The sequence below is a fragment of the Pseudomonas moorei genome, assembly GCF_042846945.1.
GTDB classification, from domain to species: domain Bacteria; phylum Pseudomonadota; class Gammaproteobacteria; order Pseudomonadales; family Pseudomonadaceae; genus Aquipseudomonas; species Aquipseudomonas moorei.
In genome coordinates, this window is record NZ_AP035776.1 from 3,618,413 (window position 1) to 3,643,063 (window position 24,651).

Consider the following 24,651-nt stretch of genomic DNA (forward strand, 5'->3'; position numbering starts at 1 on the left):
GCGCACGAAAAATCATGCGGGACACAAATCTCTGTGGGAGCGAGCCTGCTCGCGATAGCGTCAGCCCAGCCCATACAAAACGCTGAACTAGCGACCGTTTTCGCTGCGCCGACTGGAGACCTCCGCCGGCACATCGTCCCCCGCCATGCGCTTGCGAAACAGCGCCGCCCTGGCCAACAGCAAGGTGGTCACCGGTACGGTAATCGCCAGCAGAATCGGAATCAGCCAGGCGTGCAGCACCGGCGCGGACTTGAGTGCCGAAAAGTAGAGGATCGAGGCCAGTGCCACGCACCAGGCGCCCAGGGTCGAGGCCAGCGCCGGCGGGTGCATGCGCTGGAAGTAGTCTTTCATTCGTACCAGGCCGATGGCGCCGATCAACGCAAACAGACTGCTGAGCACCAGCAGGATCGCCACCAGGATTTCCACCCACACAGACAGTGGCGCGCTCATTCGATCACCTCGCCACGCAGCAGGAATTTCGCCAGGGCAAACGAGCCGACGAAGCCGAACAGCGCGATCAGCAGCGCGGCCTCGAAGTAGGTGTCACTGGCATAACGAATGCCCAATGCCAGCATCATCAGCATCGCGACGATGTACAGGTAGTCCAGTGCCAGGACCCGGTCCTGGGCTGACGGGCCCTTGAACAGGCGGACAAGGGTCAGAATCATCGCCACGGAAAACAGCAACAGGCTCAGCACAATCGCGTTCGATAGCAGGGCGCTCATTCGAAAATCTCCATCAACGGGCGCTCGTAGGTCGCCTTGAAGTGCTCAATGAACAGCGCTTCGTCCTCCAGGTCGAAGACATGCAACAACAGAATGCTGCGGTCCAGCGCCAGTTCCGACCAGACCGTACCGGGAACCACGGTGCAGATCATCGACAGCGTCGCCAGGCCGTTGGCGTCGCGCAGATCCAGCGGCACCTTGATGAAGCGCGAACGCGGAGGCTTGCGACCGGCGTTGAGCACGCTCCAGGCCACCGCGAGGTTGGACACCACCACATCACGACCGACCATCAGGAACAGGCGCGCAATCACCCCCGGCCGGCGAATGCGGATCGGCAGCGGGCGCAGTTTGCGCATCATCAACGGTGCGCAGAACCCCAGCATTGCACCCAGCAACAAGTTGCCGGGACTCATCGACAGGTTCAGCACCAGCCACAACAGCCACAGCGCCAGCGACAGCCACGGTGCAGGAAACAGGCGCTTCATGGTTGCACCTCCAGGAGCGCTGCCTTGGCTTCCGGACTCGGCACTGCCCGGGTGCCAAGCACGGCCATCACATATTGCTGCGGATGGTTCAAGGCATCGGCCGCCGCCTGGGTGTAGCGCAGCAGCGGCTCGGCCTTGAAGGTCAACACAATGCTCAAGCCCAACAGCGCGAAGATCGGCGCGCACTCCAGGCGCCGCAGGACCGGTGACGGCCGTTCTTGCGGCGTCCAGAAACGCTGGATGCCCAGGCGGGAAAAGGCCACCAGCGATGCCAGCCCGGAAAGAATCAGCAACGCCAGCAATCCCCACGCCGCGTTCGACACCGGCTCGTCACCGGCATTGCCCAGGCCCAACGGGTTGAGCAGGGCGCTGAGCAGGCCGAGTTTGCCAATGAAGCCGGAGAGTGGCGGCATGCCGATGATCAACAGCGCACAGGCAATGAAGCTCAAGCCGAGGAAGGCCATGGTCCAGGGAATCACCTGGCCGACCACGGCTTTGAGATCGTCGTCGAGGTTAATGCCCTTGACCGGCGCCGAAGCTTGCATCGGTCGCGGCAGCATTTCGTTTTCATCTTCCAGCGGGATCTCGATGGCCGAGCGCGAACGCTCGATCAACTCGGCCAGCAGGAACAGCGCGCTCAGTGCCAGGGTCGAGCTGACCAGATAGAACAGCGCCGCGCCGATCAGGTTGGGTTGGGCGAAACCGATGGCCGACAACAGAATGCCCGCCGATACCAGGATGCTCAGGCTGGCCATCCGCTCCAGCCGTTGCGCGGCGAGGATCGCGATGGCTGCGCCAATGATGGTCGCCATGCCGCCATAGATCAGCCAGTCGCCGCCGAAGTACGCCGACGCCCCGGCCTGGCCGGAGAACAACAGGGTCCACAGGCGCAGCAGGGTGTAGACGCCGACCTTGGTCATGATCGCGAACATCGCGGCCACCGGTGCGCTCGCCGAGGAATAGGCCGGCACCAGCCAGAAGTTCAGCGGCCACATCCCGGCCTTGGCCAGGAAGGCCACCGCGAGAATGCCTGCGCCGGCATGCAGCAGGCCGCGATCGGCCTGCGACACCAGCGGGATTTTCAATGCCAGGTCGGCCATGTTCAGGGTGCCGGTGACGCCGTAGATCAGCGCCGCGCCGATCAGGAACAGGGTCGAGGCCAGCAGGTTGATCGAGATGTAATGCAGCCCCGCCGACACCCGCGCGCGGCCCGAGCCGTGCAGCATCAGGCCATAGGAGGCAGCCAGCAGTACTTCAAAGAACACGAACAGGTTGAACAGGTCCGCCGTGAGGAAGGCGCCATACAGGCCCATCAGCTGAATCTGGAACAGCGCATGGAAACTCGAACCGGCACTGTCCCAGCGTGCCATGGCGAACAGCAGCGCGCTGACGCCGATGATCCCGGTCAGCACCAGCATCAGCGCCGACAGGCGATCGACCACCAGCACCAGGCCGAATGGCGACTGCCAGTTGCCTGGCAGGTAGACGCCGATGGAGCCGGGCACGCCCGTGGTTTGCGTCCATTGCAGCAGCAGGACGGAAATGCCCAGGCCCAGCAGGCTGGAGAACACGTTGATTTTGGCTTTGAGCGGACGATGTTTCTCGCCGAGCATCAGCATGATGGCGGCGGTCAGCAGCGGCAGCAGAATCGGGGCCGCGATCAGGTGCGTCATTGCATTCATTCTTTAGGCTCCCGGCCATCCACATGGTCGGTGCCCGTCAGGCCCCGGGAGGCCAGCAAAACCACCAGGAACAGCGCGGTCATGGCGAAGCTGATCACGATCGCCGTGAGGACCAGCGCCTGCGGCAACGGGTCGGTGTAATGCAGCAGGTCCTGGGGCACGCCGTCCTTGATGATCGGCTCCTTGCCGATGAACAGGCTGCCCATGCTGAAGATGAACAGGTTGACGCCATAGGACAGCAGGCACAGGCCCATGACCACCTGGAATGTCCGTGGCCGCAGGATCAGCCAGACGCCGGACGCGGCCAGTACGCCAATGGCGATGGCAATGACTTCTTCCATCAGACGGTCTCCTTCATGGCGACGGGTTTGGGTTGCGCAGCCGTTTTGTGACCCCGCACCGATTGGTGGGCGAGGGCCGTGAGGATCAGCAGCGTCGAGCCCACCACCACGCCGTACACGCCGATGTCAAAGAACAGCGCGCTGGCCACATGAATGTCGCCCAGTACGGGCAGGTCCAGATGCCAGGTGCGAGTGGTCAGGAATGGATACCCGACTGCCATGGCGCCCAGGCCCGTCACGGTGGCGAACAGCAATCCGGTGCTCATCCAGCGCAGCGGTCGCAGGCTCATTTGCGCCTCGACCCACTGGGTACCAGCGACCATGTATTGCAGGATGAACGCCACCGACATCACCAGGCCCGCGACGAAACCGCCACCGGGCTGGTTGTGCCCGCGCATGAACAGGTAGAAGGACACCACCACGGCAATCGGCAGCAGCAAGCGCACCAGCACCGCCGGCACCATCATGAAACCCAGGGCGGTGTCGCTGGCGTGGCGCGGGTTGACCAGGTCGGTGACCACGTCGGGTGCCAGCAGGCGTTGTTGCGCCGGCAGTTGCAGGCTCTCTTTCGGTGGGCGGAAACGCCGCAGCAGCGCGTACACGGTCAGGGCGACGGCCACCAGCACGGTGATTTCGCCGAGGGTGTCGAAGCCGCGGAAGTCCACCAGCATCACGTTGACCACATTGCTGCCGCCGCCTTCGGGCAGGGCGCGACTGAGGTAGAACGAGGAAATGTCGTTCGGCGTTTGCCGGGTCAGCATCGCGTAGGCCAGCAACGCCATGCCGCCGCCGACCACGGTCGACAGTAGCAAGTCGCGGATACGGCGGATACGCGCTTTGCGCAGGCTGCTCGGCAGGGGCGACACTTCTTCTATCCGTCGAGGCAACCAGCGCAGGCCCAGCAGGATCAGCACCGTGGTCACCACTTCGACCACCAGTTGGGTCAGGGCCAGGTCCGGCGCCGAGAACCAGACAAAGGTCACGCAGGTCATCAGGCCGCAGACGCTGACCATGGTCAGGGCGGCGAGACGGTGGTACTTGGCCTGCCAGGCGGCGCCCAGGGCACAGGCAATCGCCAGCAGCCAGAGGATGACGAACACGATCGAGCCGGGAATCTTCGGCCGGTCGCCCCAGTGCAGGCTGCTGTGCAGCATCGGGATCAGGCCGGCCAGCACCGCGGCGAGCACCATCAGGAACAATTGGGCCTGCAGGCGCCTGGTACTGATCCGTCGCTCCAGTCGCCGGGCCAGGCGCATTTTGATCACCAGGATGCGTTCGAACAGGCGCTTGCCGTTGAACCGGCCAATCAGCGGCGGGTAGCGGAAACGCCCGCGCTTGAGCTGATTACGCAGCAGCAGGTACACGACGATGCCGCCGGACATGGCGATCAGGCTCATGATCATCGGCGCGTTCCAGCCGTGCCAGATCGCCAGGCTGTATTCCGGCAGGGTGCCGCCCACCACCGGCAACGCGGCAGCGGCGAGCAGCGGCCCCACCACCTGGGCCGGGAAAATGCCCACCACCAGGCAGGTGAACACCAGCAGCTCGACCGGCGCGCGCATCCAGCGTGGCGGTTCGTGCGGGGTGTGGGGCAAGTCGGTGGCGGTCGGGCCGAAAAACACGTCCATGGTGAAGCGCAAGGAGTAGGCGACGCTGAAGGTCCCGGCGATGGTCGCCACAATCGGCAGGGCCATTTCGACCCAGGCGGTCGCGTTGATGAACACGGTTTCGGCGAAGAACATCTCTTTCGAAAGGAAGCCGTTGAGCAACGGCACGCCGGCCATCGAGGCGCTGGCGACCATGGCCAGGGTGGCGGTGAACGGAATCAGTTTGAACAGGCCGTTGAGTTTGCGGATGTCACGGGTGCCGCTTTCGTGGTCGATGATCCCGGCGGCCATGAACAGCGAGGCCTTGAAGGTGGCGTGGTTGAGGATGTGAAACACCGCGGCCACGGCCGCCAACGGACTGTTCAGGCCCAGCAGCAGGGTGATCAGGCCCAGGTGGCTGATGGTCGAGTAGGCCAGCAGACCCTTGAGGTCGTTCTGGAACATCGCGCAATAGGCGCCGAGCAACAGGGTGCAGGCCCCGGCTCCGCTGACGATGTAGAACCATTGTTCGCTGCCCGACAGCGACGGCCACAGCCGTGCCAGCAGAAACACCCCGGCCTTGACCATGGTCGCCGAGTGCAGATAGGCCGACACCGGTGTCGGTGCGGCCATGGCGTGGGGCAGCCAGAAGTGGAAAGGGAATTGCGCGCTTTTGCTCAGTGCGCCGATCAGGATCAGGGGTAACAGAATGGGGTAGAGGGCATGTGCGCGAATCAGATCGCCGGCGGCCAGGACCTTGTCCAGGTCATAGCTGCCGACCACATGGCCAAGCAGCATGACCCCCGCCAGCAGGCACAGACCGCCAGCGCCGGTGACCATCAGCGCCATGTAGGCACCGCGCCGGGCATCGGCCCGGTGGTGCCAGTAGCCGATGAGCAGGAACGAAAAGAGGCTGGTCAGTTCCCAGAAAAACACGATCTGGATCAGGTTGCCGGAGATCACCAGCCCGAGCATGGCGCCCATGAACGCCAGGAAAAACGCAAAGAAGCGCGGCACCGGATCGTCCGGCGACATGTAATAACGGGCATACAAGGACACCAGTGTGCCGATGCCCATTACCAGTAACGAGAACAGCCAGGCGAAACCGTCCATGCGCAGGACGAAGTTCAGGCCCAGGCTGGGCAGCCAGAAGAACTCTTCACGGATCACGCCGCCATGGGCGATTTGCGGGTACAGGAGCGCGACCTGAAGGGTGCCGATCAAGGCCACCAGGCCAGCCAACAGGGATTCGGTGTTACGCGCGTTGTGTGGCAGCACGGCCGCCAGACAGCTGCCTATGAAAGGCAGAAGCAGTAGAACTATCAGGGACATAGGCTTCTAATCTGCGGAAGTTTGTGAAGCATCATACGTGCCAGCTCCCGGATCACCAAACGCCAAGCTGTCGCAGAATCCTACACGGTAGACGGAAAAAGCCTGTTTTTCATTGTTTCAGAGACAGGTGTTTGACCGGTCTGACGCCATCGCGAACAGGCTCGCTCCCACCGTTGATCTTTGGTGACACAGATCGGTGGCCGTCCCGAAATCCCTGGGGGAGCGGGCTTGCCCGCGAAGAACGATAATGTGGTCAGCCCGCTTAATGGGCATCCGGCTTGGGCAGCAGAAAGGTAACGTCATAGCGCTCGCCGATTTCAACGATCCGTGGCAGGTCCTCGGGCACCTTGAACTGGTCCATCGCGGCAAAGAACTGTCCGCCACGCGGGTCGGACACCACGCCGATCATTTTCGCGGTAGGGCTGATGTTCTTGTACGCATGGATCGAGCCGCCGGGGATATGCACATAGCCTCCGGCTGAGATAGTCGTGGCCTTGCCCTCCACCGTCACTTCGACCTGGCCATCGATGACCAGGAACGCTTCATCCCAAGGATGAAAGTGCGGGGGCGGGCCGCCACCTTGCACACCTTCCTGGATATGCACCTCAAAGGGTTTACTCAGGTCGCCGCCAGCGAGAATGGTGATCGTCTCGCCAACGACATTGACCGGCGCAGGTACATTACCGGCGTCGATGACATGAACCGTGCGCATGATTGTTCTCCAGGAGTGAGACAACACCGCTTGAGTATAAGCACTGGAGGGCGTCCCCCGGCCTGGCTGCACGGGCCGTCTGTCCGGGCAAATCCAATGTCGATGGAATTTTCGTACGCGCGGCCCGCTCTGCTGAGGGAGGGACGAGTCATTCGCGTCCTGTAGCGAGCAGCAGGTGAGCCATGAACAAGGACCTGGATGACTACAACCGCATGCGCGATTTTTCGGCGACGACGGAGCCGGTCGCAATCAAACGTTCGGGCAGAAAAAACGCCAAGGGCCATGCCTTGCAGTTCTGCATTCAGAAGCACGACGCTTCGCACCTGCATTACGATTTCCGCCTGGAACTCGACGGCGTGCTCAAGAGCTGGGCGGTGCCCAAGGGCCCGTCGCTGGACCCCAAGGTCAAGCGCCTGGCGGTGCACGTCGAAGATCACCCCATCGACTACGCCACCTTTGAAGGCAGTATTCCCGAGGGGCATTACGGCGCGGGGGAAGTGATGGTCTGGGACCGCGGCGTGTGGATACCCCAGGACGATCCGGCCCAGGCTTACGCCAAGGGCCGGCTCAAATTCGAACTGCAAGGCGAGAAACTGGCCGGCCTGTGGAATCTGGTGCGCACGCACATGCCGGGCAAGCAGGAGCAATGGTTTCTGATCAAGCATCAGGACGGAGCGGCCAGACCGCAGAGCGATTACGACGTGGTGGCCGCCGAGCCCGACAGCGTACTCAGCGAACGCCGCATCGTGGCCAGGGCGTCCAGAGCCGGCAAACCCGCCAACGCTAAAACAATCAAGACACCGGCCAGCCCGGCGCGCAAGGAAAAGTCCGGACAACTGACCGGCGCGCGCAAGGCCAGATTGCCGGAGCTGATCAAGCCGGAACTGGCGACTTTGGTGGAGAAGGCGCCGGATGGCCAGTGGCGTTATGAGGTCAAGTTCGACGGTTACCGGATTATGGCCCGCATCGACCACGGCGAGGTCAGGCTCTTCACGCGCAATGGCCACGACTGGACCCACAAGCTGCCCGGCCAGGCCGAGGCATTGGCCGCCCTGCACCTCGAATCGGCATGGCTCGACGGCGAAATGGTGGTCATGGACGAGGAGGGTGTACCGGACTTCCAGGCCCTGCAAAATGCCTTCGAGGCCGGTCGCAGCGGCAACATCGTCTACTACCTGTTCGACCTGCCGTACCTCAACGGCGTGGACCTGCGTGAAGTGCCCGTGGAAGAACGCCGGGCCGCGCTGGCAACAGTGCTCAAGGCCAGTGATGACCCCTTGCTGCGCTTTTCCGACAGCTTTGACGAAGAGCCTCAGGCGCTGCTCAACAGCGCCTGCCAGATGCGCATGGAGGGCTTGATCGGCAAGCGCCTGGGGTCGCCTTATGTGTCCCGGCGCAGCAGCGACTGGATCAAGCTCAAGTGCAAGCATCGGCAGGAATTCGTCATCGTAGGCTTTACTGATCCCAAAGGTTCGCGCACTGCATTTGGCGCGTTGCTGCTGGGCTTGCATGACCGTGACAGCGGTGAGTTGCGCTACGCCGGCAAAGTCGGCACCGGGTTTACCGAGGCGACCCTCGCCAGCATCCACGATCAACTCAAACCCTTGAAGACGAAAAAACCGGCCGTGGTCAATCCACCCGAGGGTGGCGAGTTCAAGACGGTGCACTGGCTCAAACCCCGGTTGCTCGCGGAAGTGGCCTTTGCCGAAATCACCAAGGACGGCTCGGTGCGCCATGCCGTGTTCCATGGCCTGCGCGACGACAAGCCTGCCAACGACATCACCGAGGAGCGCCCGACTGCCATGAAAACTGCCCCTGGGGAAAAAACCGCCGCCGCCAAACCTTCCACCGCGAAGAAGAAAGCCGAGCCTGCGCCGTCTCAGATCGGCCTGGACAAGGGCAAGGTCCGTATCACCCACCCGGACCGGATCATCGACGCCAGCAGTGGCACCACCAAGATGCAGCTGGCGCAATATTACGCCAGCGTTGCCGAGTGGATTTTGCCCGAGCTCAAGGACCGCCCCGTGGCGCTGGTGCGGGCACCGGACGGGATTGCCGGCGAACTGTTTTTCCAGAAAAACGCCGAACGCCTGGCCATTCCCGGCATCACCACCCTGGACCCGACACTCACCGGCCAGCCGATGATGGTCATCAATAGCGCCGAAGCGCTGATCGGTGCGGTGCAGATGAGCATGGTGGAACTGCACACCTGGAACGCCACGTCGGACAACCTCGACAAGCCCGACCGTTTCGTACTCGACCTCGACCCGGACCCGGCATTGCCGTGGAAACGCATGGTGGAGGCGACCCAGTTGACCCTTTCGATACTCGATGAACTGGGACTCAAGGCGTTTCTCAAGACCAGCGGAGGCAAGGGCATTCACCTGGTGGTGCCGCTGACCCGCAAGCTGGGCTGGGATGAGGTCAAGGATTTCAGCCACGCGATTGTCAGCCACATGGCGAAATTGCTGCCGGAGCGGTTTTCCGCAGTGTCGGGGCCGAAGAATCGGGTCGGGCGGATTTTCATCGATTACCTGCGCAACGGTCTGGGTGCGACCACCATCTGCGCCTATGCCGCGCGTACCCGCGAAGGCTTGCCGGTGTCGGTGCCGATCTTTCGTGAAGAGGTCGAGTCGCTCAAGGGCGGCAACCAGTGGAACATTCATAACCTGCATGAACGCCTGGCCGAGGTGGGCGATGAACCGTGGGCGGATCTGAAGAAAACCAGGCAGTCGATCACCGCCGACATGCGTCGGCGGGTCGGCATGAAGCAGTAATCAGTTTGCTGGAGGTTTGCTGATGAAGGCCTGGAAGTCGGTGCCCAGCTTGTCGATGGCCGCTTTGAAATCCTTGGCGGTGATCTTCTGGCTCTCATTTTCCAGGGTGCTGCCGAACACTTTGCGCACAACCCTGGCCACGGTCTGGTTGCTTTTCGCGTCGATAAACTCGGCTTCGATAAACAGGGTGGTGTCCTGATCCCGATGGCCGGTCGCGGCGCTGACACCCCCGACGACGGCGGCCACTGGAACGACTTCATACCACTTCATGCCTTCGTTTTCGGCGGTCACTCCGGTGATTGCCGCGCGCATGATCAACAGTTTCGAGCCCATGGGTGCGGAGGCCGGCGTGGTCACCACGCGGTATTTCTGACCCAGCGTGCCCTTGGCCTTGGAGGTCATGTAGTTCTGGATATCGCTGAGCGTCTGCTGGTTGACCCGCTCATTGGGTTTGGGCGCCGGATAGAGCTCCAGCTTGTTGAACGCTACCGTGTCGTAGGCATTGGGGTTCCACGACGGGCTTATCCAACGCATCGCCGTACCACCGCTGGGCGTTTCGACTTCTTGCAGGTTGTTGTAACTGGACAGGTAGCCGGAGTACTGCGTCTTTTCGGTGACTTTCGAGGTGCAACCGCCGAGCAGGAGGCCGGTCAGCGCGGCGCCGATAAGCAAGTTTCGGGACAAGTTCATAATGCTGTGTGCTCCTTGGATAAAGTCGTTTTTCGTCGTCAACAGAAATCAGAAACGCCAGGTCATGTTTCCGGTCACCGCTTGAATCCAGGCGCTGTCGAATTGACCGGAAATTCGACTGCCTGACACGGTTTTGGTCTGATCCACCGGCATGTCACCCAGCCAGACCATCGCCCAACTCACGTTAACGTCGGTGTCCTTGTTAAGAGCATAGGTGGCTCCTGTCGCAATGCGCCAGGTTTCGGCCATCGGCACGGTGACCGTGCGATTGCTGTCCGACACGGCACTGCTGTCGTAAGCCACGCCGACGTTCCATAACAGCTGTTGAGTGGCCTGGTATTGCGCGCCGAGGGAGAGATGCCAGGTGTCCTTGTAGTTGGCGTCGATTGTGGTTGATCGGGCATCGTTCGCCGTGGTGTCGACCTGTATCCCGATCTGGCCGAACTCCGACCAGTCCTGCCAGTTGACCGATGCCAGCAAGGCCCACTGCCGGTCCAGTTGCTGGAACAGGCTGAGGGTGACGGTTTGTGGCACCGTTGTGTCGATTTGGGTATTGGTGTTGTCCAGGCGTCGAAGTACCGGGCCGTCGCCCTTGACGTCCAGCTTGTCTTCGAAATTCAGATCAACCTTGCTGGTGTAGGTCAGGCCGAGGCGGGTGCCGGGTTGCGGGGCATAGATCACCCCGACGTTGGCGCCAAACCCCCAATCGTTGTCTCTGTACTTGAACTGGCCGTCGCTACGGTCGGTCAGGCCGAAAGGCGAGCGGTCAATGGCGGTGTCGGCCTTGAGCATGCCGTACATGGCTTTCACGCCGATGCCGACTGACCATTGGTCATTGAAGCGGTAGGCCACACTCGGCACCATCGACACGCCCAGCAGGCTGACGTTCTGCGCGAAGTAGCGCCCGGACCAGTCGTTGTCGTAATTGAGCGCCAGACCGAAGTCGCCGTACTGGCCGAAGCCGACGCTCCAGTGATCGTCGAGTTGATGGGTGACGAAGAAGCTGCCGCCGGGGATCGGATCGAAAGCATTGCCACTGCCGCTGCCCTGGACATTGGTGCCCGAGTCGCGATCGAAGCTCATGTCGCCGTAGAGCACCTGCAGGCCAGCGGTGATTTGCGTACCCGGCAGGTAGCTCATGCCCGCCGGGTTACTGGCGATCGTCGAGGGCCCCTGGGCCCTGGCGGCGGCACCGGCATTGGCCAGGCCGGTGTTATCGGTGCCGGTTTCGTAGAGCAAGATGCCGCCGGCCCACGCTTGCTGGCAGCACAGGGCGAGTAGCGTGGCGGCAGGCAGGGCGGAGGTCTTTATCTGCATACGAATCCCTTTTAGCGTCGATAAACATCCGTCAGAGGCACGGATGACCAGCTTCGGTCACCCGTGAATTCGACTCCTTACTTGGCCATCTCCGCCCGAGCCGCGGCGATCTTGGCCTTGACCGAATCAAGGTTGAAGCTCGCGCCTTTTTGCATGGGCGGGAACTCGATCGCGGTTTCAGCCAGTTTGGCTACCTGTTGCTGCACGAACACGAAACGCCAGAACTGGTACTTGAACCAGTCGAAGTACTGTTGCGAACCCTGTGCCGATTGATCCTGCGGCCAACCCATACGCTCGAAAGGGTCGAGTCGCAGGTTGGTCAGGAACGGTACATCCACGGGAACTTTAGCTCCTAACCAGCCACCTGGCTGGTCAATGAAGCGATATTTGTAGTCATCAATGCGCACCGCACCGAGCGAGCTTTCACCAAAGTAGAAGATTTCATGGCGGTTCGACGGACCCTTGCCGGTGATCATCGGTGTTTGATCATAGCCGTCCAGGTGCACTTTGTAGGTGGTATCGCCCAGCTGCTTGCCTTTCAACAGTTCGGCCGTGATGTTCGGGTTGCCTGCCGCCGCGACGAGGGTCGGGAACCAGTCCAGGCCGGAGATGATGCCGTTGGCAACCTGATTGGCTGGTACCTTGCCCGGCCAGCGAATGATGGCCGGCACCCGGAAACCGCCCTCCATGACAGTACCCTTGCCCATGGCAAAGGGTGTGGTGCCGCCGTCCGGCCAGGTGAAGTTTTCCGCGCCGTTGTCCGTGGTGAAAATCACGATGGTGTTGTCATCCATGCCGTCTTTTTTCAGCTTGTCCATGACGTCACCGACGATATCGTCGAGCTGCGCCATGCCGGCTTCCTGTTCTGACCAGCCGTTTTGCGCATTACGCATGGCTTCGTATTTGTCGGACAGGTGCGTGACGATGTGCATGCGGGTCGGGTTAAGCCAGACGAAAAACGGTTTGTTGTCCTGTTTCGCCTTGTCGATGAAGGAAAAGGCCTTGTCGCGAATTTCCTCGTCGATGGTTTTCATGCGTTCCGGATAGAGCGTGCCGGCGTCTTCGATTTTCTGTTTGCCGACCTTGCCCCAGCGCGGCATGACGGTCGTGTCGTCGGTGGTGCTGGCCCAGCTGTGGACCATGTTGCGCGGGCCCACAGTGGCAAGCAGGTCTTGCGGATAGTTGGGGTGCGCCGGGTCTTCCATGGCGTCGAGGTGATAGAGGTAACCGAAAAACTCATCGAAGCCATGCACCGTGGGCAGGAACTCGTTCAAGTCGCCCAGGTGGTTCTTGCCAAACTGGCCGGTGGAGTAACCCATGGCCTTGAGGGTGGTGGCGATGGTCACGGCTTCGGCGGGAATGCCGATGGGCGACCCGGCCTGGCCGACCGTGGTCATGCCGGTACGGATCGGCAGTTCACCGGTGATGAAGTTGGCACGCCCGGCGGTGCAACTGGCCTCGGCGTAATAGTCGGTGAAGCGCATGCCCTCATTGGCGAGCTGATCGAGATGGGGGGTTCGGCCGGCCATCATGCCCTGGTTGTAGACACCGATATTGGACCAGCCAATATCGTCACCCATGATGACCACGATGTTGGGCGCCGTTTTGTCGGCGGCTTGTGCAATGACGGGTAGAGCCATTGCAGACAGCAGTATCGGTAAAGCGAACAGTGAGGATAATGGTGTCCGGTTCATGTCGAGATCCTGTGTACTGACGTGAGTACCTTTGAGCAGTCCCCCGACCACCCTGAATTGGGATCCCCCGCGGATGAGCGTAGGTATGAACTGTGAAATATCCAGAAAAAAATTGTGGTGTTTCAGGAGGTTTACACCGCTTTGAGAGGGCGTTCGTCGACGAATTTCCGGGTAACGCCAACGAGGGTATCTTCGATTCAAAGTCCCGATCGTGCCCCCCGCTTGATGGGGGGCGTGGCGGCGAGCAGGGCCCGCCGCCTGGATGGCGCTTTTATTTACCGACAGTAGCGGCCAGCAGCGGCGCCATCTGTTCGTCGGTCAACGCGGCGTGGACTTCCATGCTCATGAGGTCATTCCACTCCAGCACCCATTGCTGAATCGGCACCCCATCACTGGCTTCGGCAATGCCAAAGCCGGCCGAACCACCCACCGCATGCCAGCGTCCCTTCATGGTGACGCCCGCGGGTGGAGCGCCGCCGGTCTTGAGAAAACGCTCGATGGCGGCATTGCGGTTGTCGGGGCTGATCGACCAACTGACTATGAATAACATCGGCCACCTCCTGTTGCGGATTGGCACCAGTTTGCCGGGGTGGACCTGGTTGGCGCCGGGGACCAGGGTCGCACTGGGGGTTTCCAGTTCCATCCTGGCTGGTTTGCGACGGGAACTCCCATGTGAAGGCATAGCAGTGGGCAGCGTTTCGCGTACGACCGTCGATCCTGTTCCGGGGACTGTTAAAGGGCAGGGCTGAACGCCTGTTTCACCAACGAAACATGGGCAGCGGACGCCACGGAGAGCGGAGGAACTGGCGGGCAGAGCGCTTGATCAGCATTGCGTGAAACCCGTGATCGGGAAAGGTCGATTGCACGGTTTTGATGAACGCTCGTGGCAGGCCGAAACGGACCCGGCCGAGGGATACATCAATCAGGTCGGCCTTGCGGAAAGCCTCGACCGTTGTCGCATGCGCCGACCGATAGCGGCGCACCTTGTGGTGTTCGAGAATCAGCGCACTCACGTGTTCTTTCAGGTCTGAGCGTTGCGTGGTGTCCAGGTATTCACTGGCAAGGCGAATCGAGGGCGGCAGGTAATCGAGGGTGTTATCGGTCCAGATACCCAGGTCATGAAACGCCGCCGCGATCTGCACCGCGTCGCACGGCAGGCCTTGAAGGCCGCTGATCGCGCAATAGAAATTCAGTACCCGATAGACGTGATTGCGATAGCCCTGCAGGTCGGTGCCAATCGCCAGCGCGAACTCGGTGAGTATCTCGTCGGTGAGGGGGAATTCGAGAACGGGGTTCATCATGTGTCCCGCAACAGGTCATTGGCGTTGAGCAGCTCGTAGGCGATTTCCGGGCGTTTTTCCATGGCGCGGCGAATCGCCGTCGGGATCGAGGCGCGGGTCTTGCGGCACAGTCCCGGCAGTTCGCCAACCTGGATGCCGATACCGCGCATGGTGCGCACTTCGTTGAAACCCGGGGCGATGTCCACGCGAATGCCCAATTGCTCGAACATCCGTCGTTTCATGTGCTCAAGGTCGGTCAGGCTCTGCAGGTTTTCCAGGCGGTCGATCAGGCGTTTCTCTTCCGTGCGGGTCAGAAACAGGATGCGCAAGTCCGCTCCCGGTGTTTCCAGCAACGGGTCGCGCCCGCAGTCGCAGACGCCGGGCGGGCAGGGTTGGCGGATCGGAGCAGAGGTGGTCATGGGGCTCAATCATAGAGCGACCGGATCGGGTTTGCCCATAGGGTTCTGAACGGTTGCAGGGGGGCGCGTTCGCGTTGGCGATAGGCGCGTCAGCTCGAACAAAGTCGATCAATGTCACCGGCGACGCCCGGCCCGTCAGGGCGTCAGCGCGGTGCGTTGCAAAAAAGGCATTATGCTGGCCCCCAAGTGTTACGCCGGTCGCCAGAATCGCTTTATTTTCAGGCGGTTAGGTGGAGTGTAAATGCGCAATATTCGGATCGCGCTGATTTCGTTCGGCGTTGCAGGTCTTGCAGTGACTGCCCAGGCCAGGGAGCTGATGCCCAATGATCGTTACATGTGCAGTTGGGGCGCGGGTACGGCGGCAAGAGCCCAGGAACTCAAATTGGCAGGTGTTTCGCTGTATGCCGCGCGGCAAAAGATCCATACGTACAAGTTTTCCAAGTCGTGGATGCGCATGATGGCCATGGGCATCACCGAGCAAACCTACGACAGTCCCACCCGGATCAAACCCGAGGCGGTGCGCCAGAGTTTTTACAACGACTGCGTGAAGTACAAGCTGGCACGCAAATGACGGGGGAGGTGGCTTCTGTCGGATCGGACGTCTCGTTTTCCAGTGCCGTCTATATTGAATGCCTGGCATCAGGCCTGACGGCCGTTTTCTGATTCACCTGAACGTACATCAACGACATTCAAATCAGGAGATCATCATGACCCAGCTCGACAAAGTGCTGTACACCGCCAAAACCCACACGACGGGTGGCCGCGACGGCGCCTCCCGCAGTGCTGACGGCATTCTTGATATCAAGCTCTCGTCTCCCGGCGCCGGTGGCGGTGGCACCAACCCCGAGCAACTGTTTGCCGCCGGTTGGTCAGCCTGTTTCATCGGCGCGATGGGCGTCGCGGCCAAGGAACTGAAGGTTGCCCTGCCCAAGGACGTGGCCGTCGATGCCGAAGTCGACCTGGGCACCAATGAAGGTGGCTACCTTCTGCAGGCGCGGCTGAACGTCAGCCTGCCGGGACTGGATCGCGAGACCGCGCAGAAACTCGTGGACACCGGCCACAAGTACTGCCCGTATTCAAAAGCCACGCGCAATAACATCAACGTCACGCTCAAGCTGGTCTGAATTGAAAAGGGGCCTTGGCGAGTGCAAGGCCAAAAAAACGGCGCCTCCTTTTACCGGGGGCGCCGTTTTTTCATGAAGCGTCACGAACTAGACCACCGCTCCGAACAAGCGCCCCACCAGTGCGGTCACCCCCATGGCCAGAGCACCCCAAAAGGTCACCCGCCAGGCGCCGATCAAGACCCTGGCACCGCCAGCCCTGGCGGCAATGGCCCCCAGGGCGGCAAGGAACACCAGGGACATGAGCGCTATCCATAAGCCCACGCTGTGCTCCGGCGCGACAAAGGTCACGGCCAGCGGCAAGGCGGCACCCGACACAAAGCTGGCGGCCGAGGCCAGCGCTGCCTGCACGGGTTTGGCGGTCAGGGTCTCGCTGATGCCCAGTTCGTCTCGGGCGTGAGAGCCCAACGCATCATGGGCCATCAACTGGTCGGCCACTTGATGGGCCAATTCCGGCGAAACGCCACGGTGCATGTAAATGTTGGCGAGCTCGATGTGCTCGGCCTTCGGGTCGCTGGCCAGTTCTGCCCGTTCGCGCGACAAGTCCGCCTGTTCGGTATCGGCCTGGGAGTGCACGGAGATGTATTCACCGGCGGCCATCGACATGGCACCAGCCATCAAGCCCGCCATCCCGGTCACCAGCAGGGTGGAATGGCTGGCGCTGGCGGCCGCGACGCCGATCAGCAGGCTGGCGGTGGAGACAATCCCGTCGTTGGCCCCCAGCACGGCGGCGCGAAGCCAGCCAATTCGATCACTTCGGTGGGACTCGGTATGCCGGTGCATGAATTTCATCGTTGGGAGGACTCACTGTCAGGAGAGGGATCAATACACAGGGCAGGGCTTCGACCCGTCGCTTCAGCGCGTTTCAATCTGCGCCTGCCGCTCGCCGCCGACAATCGATATTTCCTTGAACTGCTCACCGTCGCGCAACACAAACAAGGCGTCCATCCCGCGTTCCTGAGCGAGTCGCGGGCCTTCGATTTCACCCAGCACCATCAGGGCCGTGGCCCAGGCGTCGGCGAGCATGCAGCTGTTGGCAACCACGGTGACGGCGGCGAGCGGGTTGCTTAGCGGGGCTCCGGTCGCCGGATTCATGGTATGAGCATAGGACCTGCCCGCCACATCGACCCAGTGCCGATAGTCCCCCGAAGTGGCGATGGCCGCGTCGCCAAGTTCCATCACCCCCATCACTTCGCGCACGCCCCGGTTGGGTTTTTCAAGCGCCAGGATCCATGACTGGCCCCCGGGTTTGACGCCCCGGGCGCGCATCTCGCCATCGATGCCTACCAGGTAATGGGTGATGCCCCAGCCTTCGAGGCAACGCGCCAGTTCATCGACGCCGAAGCCTTTGGCGATGCCGTTCAGGTCGAGGGTCAGCGGTGCGCGTTTGCGGACTTGATTGTGTTGCGGATCCACCTCCAGCGCGGCACTGGCCGAGGTGCGCACCGCTGGCAACGGCGCATCGAGGGCTGGCGGCGTGACGACCGGCTCGCCGGGGCCGAATCCCCAGGCTTGCACCAGGTCACCGACGGCGATATCAAAGGCTCCCCCTGATTGCTGAGCAACGCGAAGTGCCGTGGACAGCACCGTGGCCAGCTCCTTGGGGACAGCGACCCATTGCTGTTCGGGCGCGGCATTGAGGCGATTGAGGTCGGAGTCTGGCTTCCAGGTGGACATTTGCTGGTCCACCCGGCTCACGGCGCGCGCCAGGCTGTGACTGATGGCCTCGGTCGACAAATCTGGCTCCGCATAGAAAAGCGCGGTGTAACGGCTGCCCATGGTTTCGCCGTTGAGGCTGTAGCGTTGCAGCTCAGTAGACATCTTCAAGGTAGCGTCCTTGTGCCTTGAGCGTCAGCACGCTCAGGTTGAGGGGGGCCAATACTTCATCCAGGGCGTGCATCACGCCTTTGGCCATCTCGCGACTGCCACACACCAGGACCTGGGCGCCTTTTTCAATCAGGCGGCGCAAGGCCAGCGCATCGCTGATCAACCGGTCTTGCACGTAGCTGCGATCCTGAACCTGAGAGAACGCTGCCCGCAAGCGGGTGAGGCGACGGTCCGCCAGGTAGCTGTTGAGCTCCGGCTCGTAGAGAAAGTCCGACGCCGGGTGGCGTCCACCCCAGTACAGGTGCATTGGATGGCGGGCCTTGTTGTTGCGGATAAAACCGGCCAACGGCCCGATACCGGTGCCGGCGCCGATCAGGATCACCGGCTGTTTGCCCGAGGCCGGGCGAAAATGCGGATTGGGCTGGATGAAGGCTTCGATCGGGGCGCCCTCGGGCAGCTCATGGAGGAAGCCGGAACACACGCCGCCTTCATGTTTGCGTACACAGATTTCCAGTGCGCCGTCGTCCGAGTTGCTGGCCAGGGAGTAGAACCGCGGCTCGGCACTTCCCGGCGGCACGACGCCCACCAGGTCGCCGGCCTCGAAGCACGGCAGCTCGCCCACGGCCTTGAAGCGCAGAACGTGGGTCGGTGCGTTGACCTGTTGCCCGTAGGCAATGCGTTCCACCAGTTCCAGTTGATGGGTGCGCGGCCGGTCGGGGGTGTGATTCAGCACCAACTCCTGGCCCATGACAGCGCCCAGTTTCTGGCCCCAACGGCTGAATTCCTGGGAGGACTGGCGGTTGATGGTCTCCAGCGCCAGCAACGGTGTGCCGCCGGCCTGCTGCATCGCCGCGTCAACCTGATGAGCGAACTGACAGAACCGGGCAAATTGGCGATCACCAAAGCCCAGTACGGCAAACGGCAGGCCAGGCTTGAGGCCGCCCTTGCCCAGGCGTGTCAGAAACTGCGAGGCCGAAGCCGGTGCGTCGCCGTCGCCTTGGGTGGCGGTCAGGATGAACAGCTGGCGGGCATGCCCCAGGTTGTTCGAATAACTGTTCATTGGCGCGCTGTGCACTTTGTGTCCGGCGGCGTGCAAGGTGTCGTGCAGGGTCTTGGCAAAGCCCCAGGTGCTGTTGGTTTCAGTGCCGACCAGAATCACGCTGTCGGCCGAATGGGCGGGGCTGTTGTGGCGGATGTTCGGGCCAGCCTTGCGGCGGCGCCACCACAACACAATCCCGGTAACGCTCATCAGGGGTACGCTCAGGGCACAGACCCCGAGTATCAGGCCCAGCCACCAGAGACCCTGCCCGGTGTGCCATTGGTAGATCAGTTCGTAGAGCGCGCGCATCGAGTCATGGGCTTGATAGGACAGCAGGGCGCCGTTGCCTTGATCGACGTAACCGTCCCCCTGGGCCGTGCGCAGGGAAAACACGTCCTTCGGGTTGCCAGGGCTGGGGTAGACCAGTTCGCGCAGGTCGTTGAGGTCGACGTTGCGCAAGGCCGGCAGGTTGGCCACCGGCATGGCCGGACCGGCGCTGACATGGGCCGGGAAGGCCGGTTCAACCGTGCTGCCGTCCGGAATCAGACCGAAGGTGGTGGCGCACAGGAACGTGCCGCTCAGCGCCGAGAGCATCAGGCCCACGAGTACCAGACGCCCGACTTCGGCATGCCAGCGCTGACTGAAGTTGCCACGTATGGGCCGCAAAAGGTTACGCCAGCCGCCCAGGCGTCGGGCCAGCAACAGCGCCCCGGACACCGACAGCATCAGCATGAACAAGGCACCTGCACCGGCCACACCGTGCCCCGGCGTGCCGAGGAACAGCGAGCGGTGCAGGTCTTTCATCCAGCGTGAAAAGGCCGAGGGCTGGTAGGGCGCAAGGCCCTGGCCGGTCAGGGGATCGACCGTTTCGGCGCCGGCCTGGCCGTTCTGGTTGTAGTAGACGATCACGGTCCCGGACGCGCTGCGTTGGATCTGCTCCACGCCGGAGAAATGGCTGGCAACGCGCCCGGCCAGTTGTCCGACGTTGAGTTGACCGCTGGCGATCGGCGCCTGATGCAGTCGCTCCAGGGCCGGGTCGACCGACAGCATGGCGCCGCTGATGGCCAGAATCATGACCAGCAGGGCGGCGATCAGGCCGGGTATCGAATGGAGCTGGCGAAGCATGTTCAGCCTCCGGATAGGTCGGGTACTACAGATCGTAAGTAAAGGACTGGACGTAGGTACTGCCGGCTGCCGGCTTGCCGGCGCCTTTGGAGGTCAGCGGGACACTGACATCGGCGCGAGACTCACGCTTGTCTTCGACGGCGCCGTCAATCCGGATCTGGTAACCGGCGTCGATCAAGGTATCCGCCAGCTCAACGCTGACTTTGAGCGTGCGTCCGCTGCCGACGCTGGCGCCGCTGACGCCGTCAAACTCGCTCGGGTTCATGCCACTGCCGCGGGCCCAATCGCCCAGGTGCTTGTAGTACTTGGCCTTCTTGCCGGAGACCCAGAGGGTTTTCTGGTACTGGCCATTGGCATCGGTGACATAGATCGCCAGGTAGGCGTCGTTGCCGCCGTAGTCCTTGAGTTGCGTAGTCAGCGTGACTTCCCGGGCCTGGGCGAGGCCCGGCAGGGCAATGGCGCCGGCGAGGCAGGTGGCTGCAATGATCTTTTTCATGGGAATGTCCTGTTGATCGTCTGGTCGAGAGCCTGAACCTGATTGCTGACAGCAACCTGAAACCCGGGAATTAATCCTCGGCAGTTCGTCATTCGGTGATGGGCCGAGCGAGGTAGTCTCCGGCATCGCCGTCGTCCTTGAAGCGGATCTCCAGCTTGCGCAAATGCAGGGAGGCCGGCGCGTAACTGGCTTCTATCGCGTTGCCCTTGCGATCCAGGCCCCTGATTTCGTAACAGCCGTCGTCGACCTTGATCCGCTGCACGCTCCAGCCATATTGCTGTTGAACCTGCTGGCGCAGCGTTTCGCGCGGCTGCCAGTCGGACACCGGGTCGCTGCAATCTTCGTCGGCCAGCACATAGCCACTGAACAACAGACTCAGCAGCGCGGCACTGGCCATAAAACCTGATTTCATGATCTGTCTCCTGCCATGGTCGGCGTCTGTGGCATACCCTAAAGTGCAATCCTGACAACCAGCTGAATCTTCAGATTCACGTCAGGTACGGCGATTAAGGTGCTATACGTCAACCATCACAGGAGGTGCCAGATGCGGGTTTTATTGGTCGAGGATGCGCCGGGGCTGGGGGATGCGGTGCGCGAGCAGATCGCCGACGATGGCCATGCCGTGGACTGGGTGCAGCGCCTTGAGCATGCGCGCAACAGTGTGCGCAGCACGCCTTATGACTTGATCCTGCTCGACCTGATGCTGCCCGACGGTCGTGGGCTGGACTTTTTGCGCCAGCAGCGCGCAGCCGGGGATGTGACCCCGGTGATCATCCTGACGGCCCAGGATCAGATCTCCGACCGCATCGCCGGTCTCAATGCCGGGGCCGACGACTACCTGGTCAAGCCATTCGATCTGTTCGAGCTGTCTGCCCGTGTGGCGGCGGTGGCCCGGCGTTACAGCGGCAACCCCAATCCGCAAATCAGACTGGGCGACCTGCAGGTGGACGTCAGTGCGCGCACGGTGCAGCGAGCAGGCGTGACCGTGGACCTGACGGCGCGTGAATGGGCATTGTTCGAGGCCTTCGTCCAGCGCCCCAGTGCGCTGTTGTCCAAGTCGCAACTCGAAGAGCGGCTCTATGCCTTTGGCGCTGAAATCGAGAGCAACACCATCGAGGTCTACATCAGCCGGCTGCGCAAGAAACTCGGCCGTGACCTGATTGAAACCGTGCGCGGCATGGGTTATCGGCTGATGTCCGCATGAAGTCTTCCAGTCTGCAGAAACGTCTGGGCATCGGCCTGACGCTGGGCATGACCCTGCTCTGGCTGGGGGCGACGGTGGGTACATGGCTGGTGGTGCAGCATGAGTTGAACGAGGCGTTCGACAGCGCCCTGGAAGAAACCGCGCAACGCATCCTGCCGCTGGCCGTGCTGGAAATCAGCAACCGCGAAGAGCCCCGCGCTGCCCAGCATGTCGCCCCGCTCAAAACCCACAAGGAATACCTGACGTACCTGGTACGCAATGGTGAGGGGCAGATTCTGATGCAGTCCCATGACGCCAACCCGGACATCTTCAGCAAGCACCCGGCGGAAGGTTTCACGACCACGGAAAAGTACCGTTTGTACGGGGCCAGTGCGTTGCGAGAAACGGTGTTCATCGAGATCGCCGAACCCCTGGGCCATCGCCGTGAAGCGGCGCGGGAAGCCTTGTTTGCCCTGTTGCTGCCGCTGTCGGCATTGATCCCGGTCAGCCTGTTGGGCATCTGGTTGTTTGTGCGTATCAGCCTGCGCAGCGTAATAGCCTATCGGCGGGCGGTGGAGGCTCGCGGGGTCGGCGATTTGTCGCCGATCAAGGTGGCGCGCCTGCCGGCGGAAATCGATCCGTTGGCCGAAGCGGTCAATCATTTGCTGGAGCGTTTTCGCAAGGCCCTGGAAGCCGAGCGCAGCTTTACCGCCAACAGTGCCCATGAACTGCGCACGCCGCTGGCGGCGACGCTCGCGCAGATTCAGCGCTTGCGCCACGAAGCGCCAGAAGGCCCGCTGCGGGTGAGGGCAGCGAAGATCGAAAAATCATTGCGCGAGTTGGCGCGGCTTTCCGAAAAACTCATGCAACTGGCCAAGGCCGAGGGGGGCGGGCTGTTGTCTGAAACGCCGCAGGATCTGATTCCGCTGCTGGCCCATGTGGTCGATGAGTGGAACCACAGCAGCGGGGGCCGGGTCGAGTTGCGGCTTCCAGCGAAGGCCAGTGTGTATTCGGCCATCGACCCGGATGCCTTCGGCGTCCTGTTGCGCAACCTGATCGAGAACGCACTGAAGTACGGCGCGGCGGATCTGCCGGTCGAAGTGAGCTTGTCCGAATCGGCGCTCTTGCGGGTGATCAATGGTGGCCCGGCTGTGCCGGAACCGGTGTTGCAGCGCCTGACCGAGCGATTTGTGCGGGGCAACAGCGAGGCCAGCGGCTCAGGGTTGGGGCTGGCAATTGCCAGGACCATTGTCGAAGGGGTCAACGCCAGAATGCTGCTGGTCTCGCCTGCGACGGGCCGGCCGGATGGTTTTGAAGTGTGCGTCTGGTTGCCGGTGGTGGCGACGCTCGAAGGTTGAGTTTGAGAGGCGCCATTATCCCTGTGCGGTGGCGTCATTCCTGTGCAATCCGACAACAGTGTATGTCCGCAAAGCCGCTATTTAGGAGCGTGGTAAACGCTTAGCATCGTCTCTACCCGGTGAACCAACGGCGTCGCCAGCCCTTGGTTCAAGAGGTACAAGCAAGCAAACCTTGAACGAGACGGTGAACATCATGAACCTGGCAAAAGTAGCGATTTTTCTTGCTCTTGGCGGCCTCGGCGCGCCGGCCTTTGCGGGGGAAGCCCCGACAACGACCACACCTGTCGAACCCTACACCTACTCAACGGAACTGGACATCCACAAGGTCATTACCGTGGCCGATATTCCCAATGAATGTGGACCGGTATCGGCGCAAATGATTTACGAGGACTCCAGCGGTCAACGCCACGTGCTGCAGTATCAAGTGATGGGCACTGGATGTTCGAACGGTTGAGTGCGCTGCAGACGGTGGAGGGTCGACACTCCATTGCGACGGCACTAGCGAACCCGATGCTCTGACTGGCTGGCGATTTTCTCATCGGCTGCCAACAAGTTGGGGATGTGGTTTTTCAGAAACTCCAGCCAGGTCTTTATTTTCGCGTCCACGAATTTTCGTGACGGGTAGATGGCAAACAGGCTCAATTCTTCAAAATGATAGTCCGGCAGTACACGCACCAGGGTGCCCGCCCTGAGGCCGGCGACCGCGGAGGCTATGGGTTGAACCCCGATACCCATTCCGCTGGTGAGGGCGACCGTCATGGCATCCGCAGTGTTGACGTGAAAGGACGACTCCGGCGTATTGATCGTCTCCATGCCTTCGGGCCCCTCGAACACCCAGTTTTCAACCGGCATCACCGTGTTGACGATTCTCAGGCAGTCATGGGCATGCAACGCACCCGGCGAGTCGGGCGTTCCGCGTTTCTTCAGGTAGGCCGGCGAGGCGCAGAGAATGCTGTAAGTCGTGCCAAGCCGCTGAGCGACAAATCCCGAATCGGGCAGATCCCGCGCCAACACAATCGACATGTCATAGCCTTCTTCGAGCAAATCCGGCAGCCGATTGGTCAGGGTCAGATCGAACATGACCGAGGGATGTATTTCCCTGTACCGGGCGATGGCGTCGATCACGTAGTGATTGCCGATGGCTGACACCGCATGAATTTTCAGCCTGCCCTTGGGATCGATTTGCGCGGTACCGGCTTCCTCTTCGGCTTCACGGATCTCTTCGAGGATTTTTTCGCAGCGCTGCAAATAGCGCACCCCGGCTTCGGTCAGCGCCAGGCGGCGGGTCGTGCGGTTGATCAGGCGGGTGCGCAGCCTGGCCTCCAGGCTGGAAACCGCTTTGGAAACGTTCGTCGTGGTGGTGTCCAACAACTGCGCCGCCGCCGTAAAGCTGCCGCTCTGGGCGACAGCCGTAAAGAAGCGCATGGTCTGGAAAACATCCATCGTTTCACCTCACAGGATC

Annotated in this window: 25 protein-coding genes; 6 read left to right on the plus strand and 19 right to left on the minus strand. The window is 61.8% G+C overall.

The features are described 5' to 3' along the window. Positions 1-87 precede the first annotated feature (87 nt). From ACGJAX_RS17090 to ACGJAX_RS17120, 7 genes are all read right to left on the minus strand, one after another. Positions 88-450, minus strand: coding sequence for a Na+/H+ antiporter subunit G (locus tag ACGJAX_RS17090; protein ID WP_247255111.1), 363 nt, complete (start codon positions 448-450; stop codon positions 88-90). Next, positions 447-725, minus strand: a complete 279-nt coding sequence (locus ACGJAX_RS17095) for a K+/H+ antiporter subunit F (RefSeq protein ID WP_390955457.1) — start codon at positions 723-725, stop codon at positions 447-449. Before ACGJAX_RS17095 ends, ACGJAX_RS17090 begins: the two co-directional genes overlap by 4 nt. After that, positions 722-1,210 (minus strand): Na+/H+ antiporter subunit E, encoded by a 489-nt coding sequence (locus ACGJAX_RS17100; protein WP_248914211.1) that lies wholly within the window; start codon positions 1,208-1,210, stop codon positions 722-724. The genes ACGJAX_RS17095 and ACGJAX_RS17100 overlap by 4 nt, the downstream gene beginning before the upstream one ends. Further along, on the minus strand, positions 1,207-2,892 hold the full coding sequence (locus ACGJAX_RS17105; RefSeq protein WP_390955458.1) for a monovalent cation/H+ antiporter subunit D: 1,686 nt from the start codon (positions 2,890-2,892) through the stop codon (positions 1,207-1,209). Before ACGJAX_RS17105 ends, ACGJAX_RS17100 begins: the two co-directional genes overlap by 4 nt. Further along, on the minus strand, positions 2,889-3,233 hold the full coding sequence (locus tag ACGJAX_RS17110) for a Na+/H+ antiporter subunit C (RefSeq protein WP_007986256.1): 345 nt from the start codon (positions 3,231-3,233) through the stop codon (positions 2,889-2,891). The genes ACGJAX_RS17105 and ACGJAX_RS17110 overlap by 4 nt, the downstream gene beginning before the upstream one ends. Continuing rightward, positions 3,233-6,151: a monovalent cation/H+ antiporter subunit A gene (locus ACGJAX_RS17115; protein WP_390955459.1), complete on the minus strand. Its 2,919-nt coding sequence runs from the start codon at positions 6,149-6,151 to the stop codon at positions 3,233-3,235. Before ACGJAX_RS17115 ends, ACGJAX_RS17110 begins: the two co-directional genes overlap by 1 nt. A gap of 262 nt (positions 6,152-6,413) precedes the next feature. Then, positions 6,414-6,863, minus strand: coding sequence for a cupin domain-containing protein (locus tag ACGJAX_RS17120; RefSeq protein ID WP_390955460.1), 450 nt, complete (start codon positions 6,861-6,863; stop codon positions 6,414-6,416). A gap of 182 nt (positions 6,864-7,045) precedes the next feature. Between ACGJAX_RS17120 and ligD the strand changes: the two genes are divergently transcribed. Then, the gene (gene ligD / locus ACGJAX_RS17125) at positions 7,046-9,640 is read left to right on the plus strand and encodes a DNA ligase D (RefSeq protein WP_390955461.1); all 2,595 of its coding nucleotides are present in this window, start codon (positions 7,046-7,048) and stop codon (positions 9,638-9,640) included. Here the strand turns inward: ligD and ACGJAX_RS17130 are convergent, their stop codons facing one another. The 6 genes from ACGJAX_RS17130 to ACGJAX_RS17155 form a co-directional block, all read right to left on the minus strand. Then, positions 9,641-10,330, minus strand: coding sequence for a DUF3313 family protein (locus tag ACGJAX_RS17130; RefSeq protein WP_390955462.1), 690 nt, complete (start codon positions 10,328-10,330; stop codon positions 9,641-9,643). A gap of 48 nt (positions 10,331-10,378) precedes the next feature. After that, complete coding sequence (locus ACGJAX_RS17135; RefSeq protein WP_390955463.1) at positions 10,379-11,647, minus strand: outer membrane protein transport protein; 1,269 nt, start codon at positions 11,645-11,647, stop codon at positions 10,379-10,381. Positions 11,648-11,724: 77 nt separating this feature from the next. Then, positions 11,725-13,341: a sulfatase-like hydrolase/transferase gene (locus tag ACGJAX_RS17140; protein WP_390955464.1), complete on the minus strand. Its 1,617-nt coding sequence runs from the start codon at positions 13,339-13,341 to the stop codon at positions 11,725-11,727. Between the two features lie 271 nt (positions 13,342-13,612). Further along, complete coding sequence (locus ACGJAX_RS17145) at positions 13,613-13,891, minus strand: DUF3303 domain-containing protein (RefSeq protein ID WP_090319716.1); 279 nt, start codon at positions 13,889-13,891, stop codon at positions 13,613-13,615. A 208-nt stretch (positions 13,892-14,099) separates the two neighbouring features. Continuing rightward, positions 14,100-14,639: a phosphohydrolase gene (locus ACGJAX_RS17150; RefSeq protein WP_390955465.1), complete on the minus strand. Its 540-nt coding sequence runs from the start codon at positions 14,637-14,639 to the stop codon at positions 14,100-14,102. Further along, positions 14,639-15,040, minus strand: a complete 402-nt coding sequence (locus ACGJAX_RS17155; RefSeq protein WP_390955466.1) for a hypothetical protein — start codon at positions 15,038-15,040, stop codon at positions 14,639-14,641. Before ACGJAX_RS17155 ends, ACGJAX_RS17150 begins: the two co-directional genes overlap by 1 nt. 241 nt (positions 15,041-15,281) lie before the next feature. Here ACGJAX_RS17155 and ACGJAX_RS17160 point away from each other — a divergent pair, with 241 nt between their 5' ends. Both ACGJAX_RS17160 and ACGJAX_RS17165 read left to right on the plus strand, forming a co-directional pair. Then, the gene (locus tag ACGJAX_RS17160; protein ID WP_090319728.1) at positions 15,282-15,611 is read left to right on the plus strand and encodes a hypothetical protein; all 330 of its coding nucleotides are present in this window, start codon (positions 15,282-15,284) and stop codon (positions 15,609-15,611) included. Positions 15,612-15,747: 136 nt separating this feature from the next. Further along, positions 15,748-16,164: an organic hydroperoxide resistance protein gene (locus tag ACGJAX_RS17165; protein ID WP_090327258.1), complete on the plus strand. Its 417-nt coding sequence runs from the start codon at positions 15,748-15,750 to the stop codon at positions 16,162-16,164. Positions 16,165-16,251: 87 nt separating this feature from the next. Here the strand turns inward: ACGJAX_RS17165 and ACGJAX_RS17170 are convergent, their stop codons facing one another. From ACGJAX_RS17170 to ACGJAX_RS17190, 5 genes are all read right to left on the minus strand, one after another. Further along, positions 16,252-16,953: a VIT family protein gene (locus tag ACGJAX_RS17170; protein ID WP_248914221.1), complete on the minus strand. Its 702-nt coding sequence runs from the start codon at positions 16,951-16,953 to the stop codon at positions 16,252-16,254. 63 nt (positions 16,954-17,016) lie between these two features. Next, positions 17,017-17,982 (minus strand): FAD:protein FMN transferase, encoded by a 966-nt coding sequence (locus ACGJAX_RS17175; RefSeq protein WP_390959900.1) that lies wholly within the window; start codon positions 17,980-17,982, stop codon positions 17,017-17,019. Beyond that, positions 17,972-20,152, minus strand: a complete 2,181-nt coding sequence (locus ACGJAX_RS17180; RefSeq protein WP_390955467.1) for a PepSY domain-containing protein — start codon at positions 20,150-20,152, stop codon at positions 17,972-17,974. Before ACGJAX_RS17180 ends, ACGJAX_RS17175 begins: the two co-directional genes overlap by 11 nt. 25 nt (positions 20,153-20,177) lie before the next feature. Further along, positions 20,178-20,648 (minus strand): DUF2271 domain-containing protein, encoded by a 471-nt coding sequence (locus tag ACGJAX_RS17185; protein ID WP_390955468.1) that lies wholly within the window; start codon positions 20,646-20,648, stop codon positions 20,178-20,180. Between the two features lie 88 nt (positions 20,649-20,736). Continuing rightward, positions 20,737-21,060: a PepSY domain-containing protein gene (locus tag ACGJAX_RS17190; protein ID WP_390955469.1), complete on the minus strand. Its 324-nt coding sequence runs from the start codon at positions 21,058-21,060 to the stop codon at positions 20,737-20,739. A 132-nt stretch (positions 21,061-21,192) separates the two neighbouring features. Here ACGJAX_RS17190 and ACGJAX_RS17195 point away from each other — a divergent pair, with 132 nt between their 5' ends. The 3 genes from ACGJAX_RS17195 (at position 21,193) to ACGJAX_RS17205 (ending at position 23,643) form a co-directional block, all read left to right on the plus strand. After that, the gene (locus ACGJAX_RS17195; protein ID WP_090319747.1) at positions 21,193-21,852 is read left to right on the plus strand and encodes a response regulator transcription factor; all 660 of its coding nucleotides are present in this window, start codon (positions 21,193-21,195) and stop codon (positions 21,850-21,852) included. Then, on the plus strand, positions 21,849-23,189 hold the full coding sequence (locus ACGJAX_RS17200; RefSeq protein ID WP_390955470.1) for an ATP-binding protein: 1,341 nt from the start codon (positions 21,849-21,851) through the stop codon (positions 23,187-23,189). Before ACGJAX_RS17195 ends, ACGJAX_RS17200 begins: the two co-directional genes overlap by 4 nt. Before the next feature lie 193 nt (positions 23,190-23,382). Continuing rightward, complete coding sequence (locus ACGJAX_RS17205; RefSeq protein WP_390955471.1) at positions 23,383-23,643, plus strand: DUF2790 domain-containing protein; 261 nt, start codon at positions 23,383-23,385, stop codon at positions 23,641-23,643. Between the two features lie 44 nt (positions 23,644-23,687). Here the strand turns inward: ACGJAX_RS17205 and ACGJAX_RS17210 are convergent, their stop codons facing one another. Beyond that, the gene (locus tag ACGJAX_RS17210) at positions 23,688-24,632 is read right to left on the minus strand and encodes a LysR family transcriptional regulator (protein WP_248914226.1); all 945 of its coding nucleotides are present in this window, start codon (positions 24,630-24,632) and stop codon (positions 23,688-23,690) included. Between the last annotated feature and the right edge of the window lie 19 nt (positions 24,633-24,651).

Excerpts from the sequence above, each read along its gene's own strand:
- ACGJAX_RS17090 (WP_247255111.1), bottom strand. The coding sequence starts at position 450 with ATGAGCGCGCCACTGTCTGTGTGGGTGGAAATCCTGGTGGCGATCCTG.
- ACGJAX_RS17095 (WP_390955457.1), bottom strand. The coding sequence starts at position 725 with ATGAGCGCCCTGCTATCGAACGCGATTGTGCTGAGCCTGTTGCTGTTT.
- ACGJAX_RS17100 (WP_248914211.1), bottom strand. The coding sequence starts at position 1,210 with ATGAAGCGCCTGTTTCCTGCACCGTGGCTGTCGCTGGCGCTGTGGCTG.
- ACGJAX_RS17105 (WP_390955458.1), bottom strand. The coding sequence starts at position 2,892 with ATGAATGCAATGACGCACCTGATCGCGGCCCCGATTCTGCTGCCGCTG.
- ACGJAX_RS17110 (WP_007986256.1), bottom strand. The coding sequence starts at position 3,233 with ATGGAAGAAGTCATTGCCATCGCCATTGGCGTACTGGCCGCGTCCGGC.
- ACGJAX_RS17115 (WP_390955459.1), bottom strand. The coding sequence starts at position 6,151 with ATGTCCCTGATAGTTCTACTGCTTCTGCCTTTCATAGGCAGCTGTCTG.
- ACGJAX_RS17120 (WP_390955460.1), bottom strand. The coding sequence starts at position 6,863 with ATGCGCACGGTTCATGTCATCGACGCCGGTAATGTACCTGCGCCGGTC.
- ligD (WP_390955461.1), top strand. The coding sequence starts at position 7,046 with ATGAACAAGGACCTGGATGACTACAACCGCATGCGCGATTTTTCGGCG.
- ACGJAX_RS17130 (WP_390955462.1), bottom strand. The coding sequence starts at position 10,330 with ATGAACTTGTCCCGAAACTTGCTTATCGGCGCCGCGCTGACCGGCCTC.
- ACGJAX_RS17135 (WP_390955463.1), bottom strand. The coding sequence starts at position 11,647 with ATGCAGATAAAGACCTCCGCCCTGCCTGCCGCCACGCTACTCGCCCTG.
- ACGJAX_RS17140 (WP_390955464.1), bottom strand. The coding sequence starts at position 13,341 with ATGAACCGGACACCATTATCCTCACTGTTCGCTTTACCGATACTGCTG.
- ACGJAX_RS17145 (WP_090319716.1), bottom strand. The coding sequence starts at position 13,891 with ATGTTATTCATAGTCAGTTGGTCGATCAGCCCCGACAACCGCAATGCC.
- ACGJAX_RS17150 (WP_390955465.1), bottom strand. The coding sequence starts at position 14,639 with ATGAACCCCGTTCTCGAATTCCCCCTCACCGACGAGATACTCACCGAG.
- ACGJAX_RS17155 (WP_390955466.1), bottom strand. The coding sequence starts at position 15,040 with ATGACCACCTCTGCTCCGATCCGCCAACCCTGCCCGCCCGGCGTCTGC.
- ACGJAX_RS17160 (WP_090319728.1), top strand. The coding sequence starts at position 15,282 with ATGCGCAATATTCGGATCGCGCTGATTTCGTTCGGCGTTGCAGGTCTT.
- ACGJAX_RS17165 (WP_090327258.1), top strand. The coding sequence starts at position 15,748 with ATGACCCAGCTCGACAAAGTGCTGTACACCGCCAAAACCCACACGACG.
- ACGJAX_RS17170 (WP_248914221.1), bottom strand. The coding sequence starts at position 16,953 with ATGAAATTCATGCACCGGCATACCGAGTCCCACCGAAGTGATCGAATT.
- ACGJAX_RS17175 (WP_390959900.1), bottom strand. The coding sequence starts at position 17,982 with ATGTCTACTGAGCTGCAACGCTACAGCCTCAACGGCGAAACCATGGGC.
- ACGJAX_RS17180 (WP_390955467.1), bottom strand. The coding sequence starts at position 20,152 with ATGCTTCGCCAGCTCCATTCGATACCCGGCCTGATCGCCGCCCTGCTG.
- ACGJAX_RS17185 (WP_390955468.1), bottom strand. The coding sequence starts at position 20,648 with ATGAAAAAGATCATTGCAGCCACCTGCCTCGCCGGCGCCATTGCCCTG.
- ACGJAX_RS17190 (WP_390955469.1), bottom strand. The coding sequence starts at position 21,060 with ATGAAATCAGGTTTTATGGCCAGTGCCGCGCTGCTGAGTCTGTTGTTC.
- ACGJAX_RS17195 (WP_090319747.1), top strand. The coding sequence starts at position 21,193 with ATGCGGGTTTTATTGGTCGAGGATGCGCCGGGGCTGGGGGATGCGGTG.
- ACGJAX_RS17200 (WP_390955470.1), top strand. The coding sequence starts at position 21,849 with ATGAAGTCTTCCAGTCTGCAGAAACGTCTGGGCATCGGCCTGACGCTG.
- ACGJAX_RS17205 (WP_390955471.1), top strand. The coding sequence starts at position 23,383 with ATGAACCTGGCAAAAGTAGCGATTTTTCTTGCTCTTGGCGGCCTCGGC.
- ACGJAX_RS17210 (WP_248914226.1), bottom strand. The coding sequence starts at position 24,632 with ATGGATGTTTTCCAGACCATGCGCTTCTTTACGGCTGTCGCCCAGAGC.